This window comes from Paenisporosarcina sp. TG20, assembly GCF_000286315.1.
In the GTDB taxonomy this organism is placed as follows: Bacteria; Bacillota; Bacilli; order Bacillales_A; family Planococcaceae; genus Paenisporosarcina.
The window spans coordinates 13877-27095 of sequence record NZ_ALJG01000361.1 but is presented as its reverse complement, the minus strand read 5'-3'; the positions used below and the strand labels follow the sequence as shown (position 1 = coordinate 27095).

General features: G+C 33.3%; 11 protein-coding genes. 6 read left to right on the top strand and 5 right to left on the bottom strand.

Annotated features, from left to right (window positions below; all coding sequences use genetic code 11):
* Positions 1-4: 4 nt before the first annotated feature.
* Complete coding sequence (locus B371_RS0119435; protein WP_369751128.1) at positions 5-910, bottom strand: tyrosine-type recombinase/integrase; 906 nt, start codon at positions 908-910, stop codon at positions 5-7.
* Between the two features lie 228 nt (positions 911-1138).
* Here B371_RS0119435 and B371_RS0119430 point away from each other — a divergent pair, with 228 nt between their 5' ends.
* The 3 genes from B371_RS0119430 to B371_RS0119420 all read left to right on the top strand — a co-directional run bounded on the left by B371_RS0119430 (position 1139) and on the right by B371_RS0119420 (position 4964).
* Positions 1139-1465: a nucleoside triphosphate pyrophosphohydrolase gene (locus tag B371_RS0119430; protein WP_019415995.1), complete on the top strand. Its 327-nt coding sequence runs from the start codon at positions 1139-1141 to the stop codon at positions 1463-1465.
* Positions 1458-3884: a DEAD/DEAH box helicase family protein gene (locus tag B371_RS0119425; RefSeq protein WP_026023142.1), complete on the top strand. Its 2427-nt coding sequence runs from the start codon at positions 1458-1460 to the stop codon at positions 3882-3884. The genes B371_RS0119430 and B371_RS0119425 overlap by 8 nt, the downstream gene beginning before the upstream one ends.
* A 267-nt stretch (positions 3885-4151) precedes the next feature.
* Entirely contained in the window at positions 4152-4964 is an 813-nt protein-coding gene (locus B371_RS0119420) for a hypothetical protein (RefSeq protein WP_019415993.1), read from the top strand.
* Positions 4965-5100: 136 nt separating this feature from the next.
* On the opposite strand, the gene B371_RS0119415 is transcribed toward B371_RS0119420, so the two are convergent.
* The 4 genes from B371_RS0119415 to B371_RS0119400 all read right to left on the bottom strand — a co-directional run bounded on the left by B371_RS0119415 (position 5101) and on the right by B371_RS0119400 (position 8729).
* The gene (locus tag B371_RS0119415; protein ID WP_019415992.1) at positions 5101-6102 is read right to left on the bottom strand and encodes a tetratricopeptide repeat protein; all 1002 of its coding nucleotides are present in this window, start codon (positions 6100-6102) and stop codon (positions 5101-5103) included.
* Positions 6103-6152: 50 nt separating this feature from the next.
* On the bottom strand, positions 6153-6290 hold the full coding sequence (locus B371_RS23650) for a hypothetical protein (protein WP_019415991.1): 138 nt from the start codon (positions 6288-6290) through the stop codon (positions 6153-6155).
* Positions 6290-6655, bottom strand: a complete 366-nt coding sequence (locus B371_RS22575; protein WP_019415990.1) for a type II toxin-antitoxin system RelE/ParE family toxin — start codon at positions 6653-6655, stop codon at positions 6290-6292. Before B371_RS22575 ends, B371_RS23650 begins: the two co-directional genes overlap by 1 nt.
* Before the next feature lie 121 nt (positions 6656-6776).
* Positions 6777-8729 carry a hypothetical protein gene (locus tag B371_RS0119400; protein ID WP_019415989.1) on the bottom strand — a complete coding sequence of 651 codons (1953 nt, stop codon included), beginning with the start codon at positions 8727-8729 and terminating at the stop codon, positions 6777-6779.
* Between the two features lie 402 nt (positions 8730-9131).
* On the opposite strand from B371_RS0119400, the gene B371_RS22570 reads away from it, so the two are divergent.
* From B371_RS22570 to B371_RS22175, 3 genes are all read left to right on the top strand, one after another.
* The gene (locus B371_RS22570; RefSeq protein WP_019415988.1) at positions 9132-10028 is read left to right on the top strand and encodes an HNH endonuclease; all 897 of its coding nucleotides are present in this window, start codon (positions 9132-9134) and stop codon (positions 10026-10028) included.
* A gap of 299 nt (positions 10029-10327) precedes the next feature.
* Positions 10328-11443 (top strand): sporulation integral membrane protein YtvI, encoded by a 1116-nt coding sequence (ytvI, locus tag B371_RS0119390; protein WP_019415987.1) that lies wholly within the window; start codon positions 10328-10330, stop codon positions 11441-11443.
* Between the two features lie 118 nt (positions 11444-11561).
* Positions 11562-13211 (top strand): RNA-binding domain-containing protein, encoded by a 1650-nt coding sequence (locus B371_RS22175; protein ID WP_019415986.1) that lies wholly within the window; start codon positions 11562-11564, stop codon positions 13209-13211.
* Positions 13212-13219 lie beyond the last annotated feature (8 nt).

Sequence of the window (13219 nt, the reverse complement as noted above, 5' to 3'; positions counted from 1 at the left end):
TTAATCATAAATATTTATCAACAGTCGAATCCGAAACTGTCAAATAATGCTCCACCAACGTTTCCAGCGACTTATGCCCCGTCTGCTTAGCAATCGTTGATAAATCCGCACCAGCTGTGTGCATGGCAACAACTTGACTCTTACGAAAATTGTATCCGGATAGTCCAGTCCAACGCTGCAATGATTTCCAGTATCCCGTCACACTCATTTCCACGCTTTCATATCGACCACCCTTATACACTCTTCCTACAAAATAGTCTTCATATCTTAGTTGATATTCCCGAATATAGACCATTACCATATTAACTGCTTCTTGCGTTAAGCGTTTAGTGTGCCACTTTTTTTGCTTCATTAAATAAACATCGACTGTTTGATTCTTTAAATTGAAGTCTTTCACTTTCATTCGGACCATTTCATTCGGTCTATTTGCTGTAATCAGATTCACAAGACAAATCGCTTTTTCTCTCGAAGGTAATTTGCAAATCATATTTAGCAAAACAGTTTTATTTACTGAGGACTTCCCTTGAATCCTGATCAAATCAGCATTGCCTTCCTCACCGTAAATCCTTCTCATCGCCGACAGCTCACTTGTTACTTCTGCTTCTCTTTTGAAGTCGATTCTTTGTGTTACCGCTAAATGCTTTTTAATTGCTGCAAGACGACGCTCCCACGTCGTTTTTTTAACTTTTTGTTCCATAAGCGAACCGTATAAGTAATCGAGCATCGCTTCCGTCCCATCAGACTGGTCTGTCTTTAAACAATAGTCAAGATACTGCCGAATATCTCCTGCATACCGTTCAGAAATTTCGTCGTTCTTTTGATCCACATGTAATTTTCGATTATAATGCCGTACTCTATTTTTTACTGTTTCTTTACGCATGATATCATCACTACTAGACAATAACCCCACTCCTTTTTCTCACAATTATCGTCAAGAAAAAGAAGAATTAGTACTTAAAAAAAGATTACATCAGTGGTTTAGTCAAGACAATCCCCTATCGTCCTAACCTATCTATCATTTCAATCCCTAAACCCAAAAACTATTCCTATCCTGTAAATTATTTCAATTATACCATTCATCCCTCCTCTTAAATGATATAATTCATAATAATCAAAGAACTACCATAGGAGGTACATCATGCCCATATACAACAAACTAGTACGAGACGGAATTCCTGAGATTATTAAGGCTTCTAATAAGAAATACTCTATGAAAGTGCTGGAACCTTCTGACCATGAGGTGGAGATCAAACGAAAACTAGTAGAGGAATTGAAAGAGTATCAAGAGACGTCTACTAATGAAGATGCTATTGAAGAATTGGCGGATTTACTTGAGCTTATATATGCCGCTTTACCGCTTCATGGATCTACGATGGAGGAGTTAGAAGAAGTTCGAGTGAAAAAACGCGCGAAACGAGGAGGCTTCGAAAAGGGGTATTACTTGATTGAGGTTGAAGATGACTGAGGTTCGATTAATCACTCATCATTTGGTGGATGATTTAAAACGGTTGAGTGAAACGGCAACGAGTATTTATTGGATGACTGCATTTGTGATGACTTCCGGTGTAAATCTTGTGTTGCCTCATTTAAAGACGGCTATTGCTAATGGCTGCGAAGTTAAATTATTGGTTGGGGATTATCTTTACATAACACAACCAGATGCGATTGACATGCTTTATCGAGAGTTGCCAGGCATTGAATTGCGTTTGTTCCAAAGCTCAGGCCAGTCTTTCCATCCAAAAGCGTACTTATTTCGAGGCGAAAATAGTAATCATGTCATCGTGGGATCATCGAATCTTTCTAAATCTGCATTGACTGCAGGCATTGAGTGGAGTTTACATGTTCCGACACCTTTGGAGGATGACTTGTTCAATATTGCTGCTGAAGAATTCATGAGACAGTTCTATGAAGAGCGAACCATTTCATTGAATGCTGAGACTCTCGCAATTTACCGTGACAAACACATACTACATAATCAAGTGACCCCATTTAGTAGCCTTTGGTCAGAGCAGGAAGAACAAGAAGTGATGTATGGGTCACCTACAGAACAAAGCATTGTGGCGGACCCCCCTTCTCCTTATAAAGTAGAGACTTCTTTAACGCCACGCCCTGCTCAAGTTCTTGCGTTAAATGCGTTGCTTGAATCGATGCACGAAGACTATGACAAAGCACTCGCGGTGATGGCAACGGGACTCGGTAAAACGTATCTAGCAGCATTTTTCGCAGAGCATTTTAAAAAGGTGTTGTTTATTGCTCACAGAGAAGAAATATTAATTCAGGCAAAGGATTCATTTAGCCATGTACATCCTTCTACGTCTGCAGGGTTTTATCATGCGAAAGAAAGGTCTTTGACTACGGATTTTCTATTCGCTTCAGTTCAAACTCTTACGCAAAAACATCATTTAGATCAATTTTATCCAGAAGCATTTGACTTAATTGTCGTAGATGAGTTTCACCATGCTACTGCTCCAAGCTATATGCGAATCATTGAGCATTTTAAGCCTAAATTCCTTCTCGGGATCACGGCGACACCCCATCGCTTAGACAATAAAGATGTTTTTGCTATATGTGATGGCAATGTTGCGATTAGTATCCAATTCCTCGATGCTATTCAAAAACAGTGGCTTGCACCATTTAAATACCATGGCGTGTATGATGATACGGATTATTCTCAGCTCAGGTGGTTGGGTTCACATTATGATGAAGAACAACTGGCTCGCGTACAATTGCGTACAGAGATGGCCGAGAAGATTTTACGGGAATGGCAAGATAAGAAACAGTCCCGTACCATTGCCTTTTGTTCTTCCATTCGCCAATCTAATTTTCTGAATGAACATTTTCAAGCAGCTGGTTACCGATCAATTTCACTAAATGGTGGAACTCGTAATGATGAACGTCTATTGGCCCGTGAAAGATTAAACCGTGGCGAACTAGACATCATCTTTACTGTTGACTTGTTCAATGAAGGTGTCGACATCCCAAATGTAGATACACTTTTATTCGTACGACCCACCGAGTCTTTAGCTGTTTTCACCCAGCAAATCGGACGTGGACTTCGCATAGCAGAAGGAAAAGATCACTGCGTTATCATCGATTTAATTGGAAACTATAAAAATGCAGATGTAAAATGGGCCGTTTTCAGTCCTGAATTTATTGGCCAGACCAATCCGCGTGACATTGAAAAAGCATTGCCGGCTGGTTGTGATTTCAATATAGATACGGAAGTCATAGATTTATGGGGGTTTATGGCTAAGAAAAACATGCGAAGAAAAGAGTTTCTCATTCATCAATACCATGAACTCAAAAAGGAACTTGGACATCGCCCTAGTTATTTAGAATTCCATCTTCAATCCGGTGCAGAATCTGCGATGGTCAAAAGAGAGTTTGAGACCTATTTTAATCTATTAAAAGACTCTGGTGAGTTAGATGAAAATGAAACGAAGGCACTAGAAGATTATCAAAATTGGTTTTTAGAAGTAGAGCGAACCGGGATGACAAAGAGTTATAAGATGGTGTTGCTACGTTGGATGCTGACTCGTGGTGTCGATGAATGGTTCTTGCCCGTTCAGGCAAAAGATGCCGCAAAGAGTTTCCATCATTACTTAACAGACAAAACCTATCGTAAAAAGATTGATTTTAGTGATAAGCAAGGGAAAGAGTTAGAAGAATTCAATGAGAGAAAGATAGCTAGTTTAATCCAAACAATGCCTATGACCAAATGGAGTAGTTCTTCTAATGGCTTGGTCATCTATGCAGACAAGTTATTTAAACTGAATTTCGATATCGCTGAAGAACACCGTGCGATTGTTTATGAATGGACTAGACAGATTTGCGAATATCGTTTGCACACTTACTTTGAAAAGAAATCAGCACCTCGATTCTAAGTGAGGTACTGAAAAACTTTTGATAGTTTAAGAATGTACGCTTTTGGCAGTGGTTTTATTGAAGACCAGGGAGTAGAGGAACCCAAATGATTTCCCAATCGGAATACAATTCTTCCGTTTTCTCCATAATTCTTCTGGATGCAAAGCCGAAGCTAATGCCTTTGACGGTGAACAGCATATGATGTTGGCCAAGGGATTGAACATATATATAGACACCTAAGAACGATGATATTCTGATTGAAGAAGAGAGAAAAGAGGTTATAAATAATGATGCAGAAAAGGAATGCCTTGAAATATGTTAAAAAAACAAGGAGCGATTATGGAGGTAGAGAAATATTTTTTAGAGAAAAAGAGATGTTAGTGAAGCGATATGTTCAAGAAGCTTATGATACTAATGATTTAAATGATATATATTACTTTTTAGGTATTGCTCATGGATTAGACTTAGAAACTCAATTAGATATAAGAAGAGAAAAGCAAATCAGTTTTATTAAAAGACTCGAGAAAGAATCTGACTTATCGTTGTTGAATTATGAAATTAGACGTGCATATGGTATTTTAAAAGGTCTCGAAATTCAATTGGATTTATTAAATAGTTTGGAAAGAAAAAAAACACCTTCCTTGGTGGTTTGTCTCTTCGAAGATAAAGGTGTTTTAGAAAAAATAAAACAACTATCAATTGAGAGTGATTTTTTCCAATACACATTTCATGATATTAATTTACAGGAAAACACTGGTGCGTTATTTAGGAGCTCCATTCAAGAGTTTGAAGAAATAATTAATGTCATAGACTATAGTAAGTATGAGGTGTCAATAAATGTTATCGGATACCACAGTGAAGAGCTGTACCTGAATTTTCCTGATTACCATGAACTAATAAGTAAGCTATTTATGAAAAGAGAAAAAAATGTTGCATCATTGAACTTTTTTCACTTCAAAAATAAAGATGTTGTAAATTTGAAGAAGCTTTTTACAAAGTTCGCGTTTACCGGAAGATTTCCATTAGATAGACGTGATATTAAAAATAATGAAGATGATGAATTTGAACTAAATTTTAATGAATATATAATTATTGATTAGAAATCACTATGCCCTTTGTATTAGGTGGAAAATAATTCATTAATATTAATTAGGAGGATAAGCTTCATTTGTAATATCCACCGTTACATTTTTGTAACGGTGGAAGATAACGGGGTTTTTCTTTTACCTAGGGTTTCTAATCTTTTTTATAAAAGTCTTTATGCTGATCGAAATAGTCTTCTTCAGATTCATCCATATGATGATTATTAAATTCATCATCTTGATAGGTACTTTTGAAGGGCTCGTATCCTAGTTCTATTTCTATCATTGCACGTTCTTGTCTCTCAGCATCTTCATAATGAGATTCCTCATCATCTCCGTCATCATTTATTGAGAATGGTGGTTCCGAATACTCATGTAACGCAGGGTATTTACTTAAATCTAAAGCATCTACTTCTCGGTTATCCAAATGATTTTCTACTATTTCGATTAATTCATCTTCTGGAATATTATTATGCTTAACTTTACTTAGAACATTTTTTAATTCTATCTTTAATGCCTCTTTAAAAATGTCATGTGAGAGTCCTTTTCTATTTTGTTTACTTAATGTTGTTGCTAATCCTTTAAGAGAAGCACTTCCCCCAGGATAACGATAAAATGATTCAATAAACATTTCGAGTGACAATGGTAAATTTCCATTTATACGAAGTAATTTAGCATATCTAGTTAGAAGATAATTATTAGGATTCTCATCATTTTCTTCCTCTACAATTTTCATTGCATTTTCATGCTGATCGAAAATTTCATATATTTTAGAAAGGTGATTAACTAATTTACTACGATTTTCAATACTAATTGAACTATTTTTTTTCTTTGATTCTAATAAAAGTCTGTTTAGATAAAAATCGACTGGTTCTTCATACTGTTGTTGAGAAATTAATTTAAGTTCAATTAATATCTCATTATCTTCATTTACTAATCTTATACTTTCAGAAGCTGCTTCGTCTCTCAGTAGTTTAGGGATTGTATCATTCCAATCTAATTCAAAACTATTGATTTCTTCATAAAGATTTTCAATAGAAGCTGAATAAGGTGTGTTCTCAATAAATGTGATAGGTACATTAACAATTACTTCATAATCATTAGGTTGAATCCCTTTTAGATTTTTTATTTTATATTTATAAAGTATTTTTTTCATATAGTCTCCTTTTTTTATCCGTTTTTTTAATTATATATGAAGTCCCTTTTTCATTCTTTCTTATTTTTCTTTATTTTTTCTCTAATCTTCTTTTGTTCCACCGCTCTATCCCACTCACTTTCTTTCCAAATTCTATTAAATTCTGCGTTCTTCATCTTAATCTTTAAATATTTTTTATAAAAACTCATTATCTAATCTTCCTAACTATTTGAACTTTACTATTAATCCATTCATTCCTCATGCAGACTGCTAAATTCAATTCTTTTTGTGGTGTTTTATTTGATTTTTTAATAAACCCATTTAAAAGAATCATATGTCCCTCATCAACAATGAAGAAAACTCTAAGGTTATTTACTCTTAGCTCCCAAAGTTTATGGTTATTAAAATATTTAGCTAAATTCCGACCAACACTAAGTCCTAATTCTTCAATTATGTGTAATTTAGACAATAATCTTACCACGGAAGTGTTTTCTAGAGAATCCAAAAATTCCCTAATTGGAATTTTTCCGTTTGGTTTTATATACTCCTGAGTAAATAATTTTTTATAGTGCATATTAACATCTCCTTTCATCACAAAAGGGAATGAATAATATAAAAACTAATTTTATATAGGGGTTTTGTGTCACTTTTTAACATAAAAATACACAATTCCAAAAAAGAAATTGTGTATTTGGTCAATTATCTCTATTAAGAAAATCAATAACTTTAAAAGAATTTTGCGAATCTTCATCAATTCTAAAATTGTATTGATGAAATATCGTCTTTATCAATTCTCTAGTATCATCATTTTTCCAGTGTCTATTTAGATAGGTCTTGTCAGTATGGCCTATTATCCTTCCCATACTTAATGGTAGAGTACAATGATTTTGTTCAATAGCTTTTGAAATATTACTAACAATTTCATCAAATCTTCTTTCTACTTTATTGGTATTTTTTAATCTTTGTGTATGATGATTTACTTTTGGTAAAGTATCATATACTAGTTTCATGAATTCTAGATGATTATTTGACATATAAATATTCACAGGTTTCGTTGATTCTAATTCTCTAATATTTATTCTATGAATAACTTGGTATATTTCAGAAAGCAACATATTTTCATACAAGTCATTTAGTTGTTGATTTTGAAACCACCTTTTTGAGTCACTTATGCTATTTGGAACCAAACTACTTCTTCTATTATTTTCTACTGTGTTCAACTCACGTCCCTCTTTTGTTTCAATAGGAATTTCTATCTGTTCCTTAATAATATCCAAACTAGGATCATTATACTTTTTAGATAAATCAAAATTAGATGTGTCATCAAATACGCTTAAAGCAAGCATTCTATAATAATTTATATGCTTAATTGGAAGTGATACAATATAACATGCAGTTTTTTCTCTTAAAGTATTCTTCCCTGTTAAATTGAATAAATTTAGTGGCAACTCAATATTATCTTCAGCGTTAAGATATAATTTTTCATCCTCTTTTCCAAGTAAGTTCCTCTGTAATAATGGCTTAATTAACTTTTTCTTAACAATCGGAAAAATGTATTCTTTTTTTTGAATCTTTTCTATGTCATTCCAAATAGCTTCTAAATTTTTATTGAATTGAGTATTATCTTTTGAACTAAAACCTTCACTCGTACTTATAACCCTATGATGAATAGTTACTCTTCTGTAATTATGATAATTTAACGGATCACTAATTTCATAGTGCTGGCCGTATATTGCACGATGGAACTTTGCTGTAGCATCTAAGATGAGAATAGAATTTTCTAAATTATGATATTTTATTTTTTCTACGCAAAAAAGAGTAGGTATGTCCATAGGATTAGAGCTACTAAGTTTGATACCGATATTATCTTCGTAGAACATTTTTTTAAACGCTTTGTACGATTTTATTTCTTGAGATTTTGGGTAAATTTCTATTTTTTCATCAATTAATTTAAAAAAATTCTCCATTTCGTTTAACCAATCGGTATTCCTTATGCGTTTGGATAATTTTTTTGTTTTAGACTTTTTAATTGATAGTGCTTCATTCATTAATAATATTGAAGTAATATTCTTCACCATGTGAAGCTTTACTTTATCTACTTCATGCTTCCCCCGCGCTTCGAGATTTAATTCTCTAATTAATTTTGGAACCCAATTTGATTCATCTCCATTCATTTCAAAAAAGACACCATCGAATGTTTGTGGAAGTTCATCAATAATAATAGTTCTTTTTATCTCAGCATTATTTAACGACTTATGGTAAAGGTAATTTTTATTGCGTTCATGTTTTGTTTCCATACTTTGAACAATATCTTGGAACCTTTTATGTGTAATCAACAAAACCCTTTTTTGAGAAGCTATCTGAATTCTATTACTTGTATTCTTTGCGTCTAAATAAATAATATTCTCAAGCCCTTTAGACTTTATTATTTTTTCAACCTCTTCTAACATACTTACTTCTCTTAACACAATCAGATATGCTGAATTAGAATCTTTGTTTTGAAGCTCATTAGCTAAAAAATCATTTAGTGTTTGAGATTTACCATGGCCTGGCGCTATATCTAAAACTCTTTTTACTGTATCTCCATTCTTAATTCGTGTAGCAAAATCATTAAATTCGTTCATTATTTTTGATTTAATATGAGACATTGAAATTTCCCCTTACTTGAATTTACAATCCTATTCCAATAGCTGCATTATTCTCAAATGCACTCTGGATCTCACATTGTAAGAGATTGTATTGCTTATGCTGGTCTGGCTAAATTTATCAAAGCTATTTTTGTCAGTACAAACTGCCATAAGTCCTTCTCAGTACGCTTGTTTTAATGTGATTCATTCTCTTATTCCCCATGTTTATTATTATAAAATACTTGTAATTCAATATAAATATCAAGGCGATATTTTCTAGAATGTTAGCGTTCCTTAATTTTTAACAATAAAGAGACTCTTTAATGAACATCAACTTGTTTATAAAAGGGGGATTAAGCCTATTTTAATTCTAAAATATGGTATAAGATGGTTATAATTATACTTCAAAATAGAGGTGATGACATGGGCGTTTTTCGTTTCACTGGAAAAGTAGCAACTGTAACACTTGGCAGCGTTGCAAAAGGTGGCGTTTACTTGATTAGCAAAGCTATAGCTACTAAAAATGAAAATGTGGGACGTTATGTAGGTGAGGTAGGGGAAGTTGTAATTAATTCTTCTGAACAAGCTGTTGATTCAGTAGCTCAATTTTCGGATGGAACAGTCCAAAGCTTATATGGGCTATTAAAGAAAGAAAGTTATCACAAAAAGCAGGGATGGTTAGATATTAAGGATTCTACGGGACGAACTGTAAGAGGATTAAGCAAGAGTATTAATTATACAGTGAGCAGTACTCGAATTACTCTTACCGGTATTCGGAACAAAAATCGACAACAAATTCTTCAAGGTATTGGAAATCTTGGTAAGGTCGTGGTGGTTACAACAGTTGCTGTAGGTGTACTAGATATAGTAGATGGTTCGGATATGGGACACGCAGATCCTATTGAAACAAGAAATGATTCTTTAGATGGATTAGAACATAGTGAAACGGGTGTTCTATTTTTAGAAAGGACTATTGAACTTCCTAACGGAGATATCAATATAGGTACATTTCCAATATTTGATTCAAATTTTAGTGTCATCTTAACTGAAGACTTGTATTTAGCCACTGACAACGTTCATTTTCAAATAGCAAATGAAACGCTTTCAGAATCAATACAACAATCACCTAATATCACCAATGACATTGGCATATCTGAATATGATGTGCAAAATTTGGCTACAGGAATTACTCCGGAAGGTTACGATTGGCACCACAGCGAACAACCAGGCGTCCTTCAGCTAGTGAATGAAGAAATCCATCAGAATACCGGCCATACGGGTGGACGTGAAATTTGGGGCGGGGGAAGTGAATATCGTTAAGATTCTTAGGTTACCAAACCTGATTGGGAACATGAGAATATAGATATAATGTGATGTTATGTATTAATTGAAATCAAAATAGAGGAATTAAAAAAAGTGGAAAGCGCTCGCCTTTTTCTGTATTGCTACGCTAGTTTCGAAACATGAAAGTGCACTGCAACAGAAAGCACCTGTACTAGGCCAAATTGACTTTTTCAGTGGCATTGATTCTAAGTGGGGTACTTTCATGTTGGGGAAATTGGAAATAGATATTTTCTAATAAGTTCCAATAACAAGACCAAATAAATAGGGGTGTTTTTATGTTTTTAACATTTTATAAAAACCATTACAAAAAAATCATTAACATATTATTACTGATCGCAACCTTTTATTTCATATTATTAGGTTCAGAGTTTTTACTCAAAATTGCAGCACCAATATTCATCGGTTTAATCATTTATTCAATCACTGAACCTTTCGCTATGTTCCTTAACAGAAAGGGCTTAAAGAAAGGATTCGCAACTACACTATCCTTCACTCTATTTGTAATCGTTATACTTGGTATCTTAACAACCATTGGAGCTATTTTCTTTACACAAATGCAACAATTATCACAGTCCATTCCTAAATACGCTGCATCATTTGAGAATTTTATTGTCTACCAAACAGATTTTATTCAAGGGAATATTAATAATATCCCTCCAGAGGCTTTAGAAAAAACAAAAGAATACACAACCACTGCAATAGCAAAAATCTCGACACTCCTTTCAGGATTCTTACTAGGGCTTTTAGCAACACTTTCTTCTAGTATTACAATCATAGCCAACTTAACGCTAGGGTTCTTTTTCGCTTTCTTTTTAAGTTTAGATATTAAAATTTGGAAAAAATTCTACAACACCTATGCTCCTCAAGGTGTAAAAACTTCTTTTTCATTTTTAAAAGAAAATGTGTTAAAAGGCATTTCAGGATACATGAAAGCTCAGTTGAAACTAATCGGAGTTACCTTTATCGTTGTCTTAATCGTACTTCTCATCCTTCGAGTAGAGAATGCACTAACGATTGCCATATTAGCCGGTATTTTTGATGTCCTACCACTATTGGGTGTCTCCACTCTATTCATCCCTTGGATTATATATTTATTCATTACTGAAAATATCTTCCTAGCTGTATGGTTAATTGCATTACTCGTAGTTGTATTAGGAACCAGACAAGTACTAGAACCAAAAATAATAGGAGACTCTTTAGGTGTCTCAGCTTCTGTTATGCTAGCTGCACTAATTATAAGTATCAATATCTTGGGGTTTGTAGGTCTATTAATATCCCCAATTATTATCATTTTGATTAAAGCTTTAGCGGAACAGGGTTATCTAAAAGCATGGTTGGACTTAAAGCCAGGTGAGAAAGAAGTTCATACTTCGAAAAAAATTCAGGAATAGTGCTATGGTTTAATAACCAACGACCCTTAGCCAGAAAAAATTGCACTTTGTTACGCATAATTATCTCCTTTTATAAGTTATAATAAATGTTAATAGTTACTAAAATGGGGGGATATCTGTGTCGATTAAGGAATTAATTGCAAATGGAGAAACTATGTTTGTTGAATTTAAAAGTTGGATTAATGTCCCTAATAAAAGAGATTTGTTTGAAATTTTAGCAACAGAAACAGTTGGATTTTCAAATGCTAATGGAGGAATAATTCTAGTTGGAGTAGAAGATGATGGTGAGATAACGGGTTGCCAAAAGTATGATACACAGAACGTTATAGAAAGTATTTACGATCGCACCGTTCCGAAAGTCTTCACAGATATAGAAATTATAAAGATAGATGAAAAAGATATTTTGAAAATCACAGTGTCAAAATCTGTGGATACTATAGCGACATCTCGTGGGACTGTATATAAAAGATTAGGTAAAAATACTAAACCTTTATACCCCTCTGAATATCAATTGAATACTATAGAGCGTATTAAGGGGGATTTTTCTGCTAAGATTTTAGCACATACCACAGATGCAGATATAGATTATGCTGAAGTAGAAAATTTAAAGCAAAAAATTCATTCAAGGGATAAGGATTCTACGTTGCATTTAGGTGATAATGTTTCTCTTTTAAGGGACTTGCATTTAATTGCGGTTGATGAAGAAAATATAAAATTAACTGTTGCCGGATTATTATTAGTAGGAAAACAAGAATCAATAATTCGCCATCTCCCACAAGCAGAGATTATGATATTGACTTATGATCAAGAAGGCCAGACAGAATATAACAAGAGAATAGAATTACGTACATCCTTAATTAAGTCAATTACAAGAATTCAAGAGATATTTGAAGATAGGAATTCAATTAAAAATATTCAAATGGGATTATTTAAATTAGAGGTTCATGACTACCCTTCAAATGTTTTTCAAGAAGCATTATTGAATGCGATTGCACATAGAAGCTATGAAAGCTCGTCTTCCATTATTATTAAACTTTACCCAAGTAAGATTATTATTGAAAACCCTGGTTCTTTTCCTGATGGAATTTATAGTAACAATATTATTACTCACCCATCAACGCCAAGAAATAAACTAATTGCTGAAACTTTTCAGAAACTAAAATATGTTCAACGTTCGGGTCAAGGAATAGATATTATTTTTAAGGACATGTTATCTTTAGGAAAATCAGCTCCTGAATATAAAATATATGAAGATGCAGTTAGTTTGACTTTAAGAAGTAGTGTAGAAGATGTTGAATTTCTCAAATTTATTAATAGGGAGCAAGAAACAAATGGAGACTTTTCTGTTTCAGAAATCTGTATATTGAAGTATGTAAAGTCTTTTAAAACTATTGGTCTGAGTAAAGCTGCTGAAGTAGCACAAATAAGTACTTCAGAGGCTACTAATGTGCTCAATTTACTCTGTAACAATAAGAATATCCTACAACGAGAAACAAGAAATAAGTATATGTTTACACACAGAATATATGACAGTTTTGATAATAACATTGAATATACAAAAGATAAAGAATTTGATGAAATTCAGGCTAGAACTATGATAATTGATTATTTATCTAAGAATGGCTTTATGACTCGTTTGGATGTGGAACGCCTTTGTGGCTTTTCCTCTACTAGTAGTAAGAGGATACTGAAAAAATTAAGAGAAGAAGGAACCTTAATATTGGAAGGAAAATCAAAGGCCAGCATATACAAATTGCATAAAGAGTAAATTTGTGT

Bases quoted from the DNA above. Each gene is read 5' to 3' on its own strand.
- B371_RS0119415 (WP_019415992.1), bottom strand. From the start codon at position 6,102: ATGAAAAAAATACTTTATAAATATAAAATAAAAAATCTAAAAGGGATT.
- B371_RS0119430 (WP_019415995.1), top strand. From the start codon at position 1,139: ATGCCCATATACAACAAACTAGTACGAGACGGAATTCCTGAGATTATT.
- B371_RS22570 (WP_019415988.1), top strand. From the start codon at position 9,132: ATGGGCGTTTTTCGTTTCACTGGAAAAGTAGCAACTGTAACACTTGGC.
- B371_RS22575 (WP_019415990.1), bottom strand. From the start codon at position 6,655: ATGCACTATAAAAAATTATTTACTCAGGAGTATATAAAACCAAACGGA.
- B371_RS0119400 (WP_019415989.1), bottom strand. From the start codon at position 8,729: ATGTCTCATATTAAATCAAAAATAATGAACGAATTTAATGATTTTGCT.
- B371_RS0119425 (WP_026023142.1), top strand. From the start codon at position 1,458: ATGACTGAGGTTCGATTAATCACTCATCATTTGGTGGATGATTTAAAA.
- B371_RS0119420 (WP_019415993.1), top strand. From the start codon at position 4,152: ATGATGCAGAAAAGGAATGCCTTGAAATATGTTAAAAAAACAAGGAGC.
- ytvI (WP_019415987.1), top strand. From the start codon at position 10,328: ATGTTTTTAACATTTTATAAAAACCATTACAAAAAAATCATTAACATA.
- B371_RS23650 (WP_019415991.1), bottom strand. From the start codon at position 6,290: ATGAGTTTTTATAAAAAATATTTAAAGATTAAGATGAAGAACGCAGAA.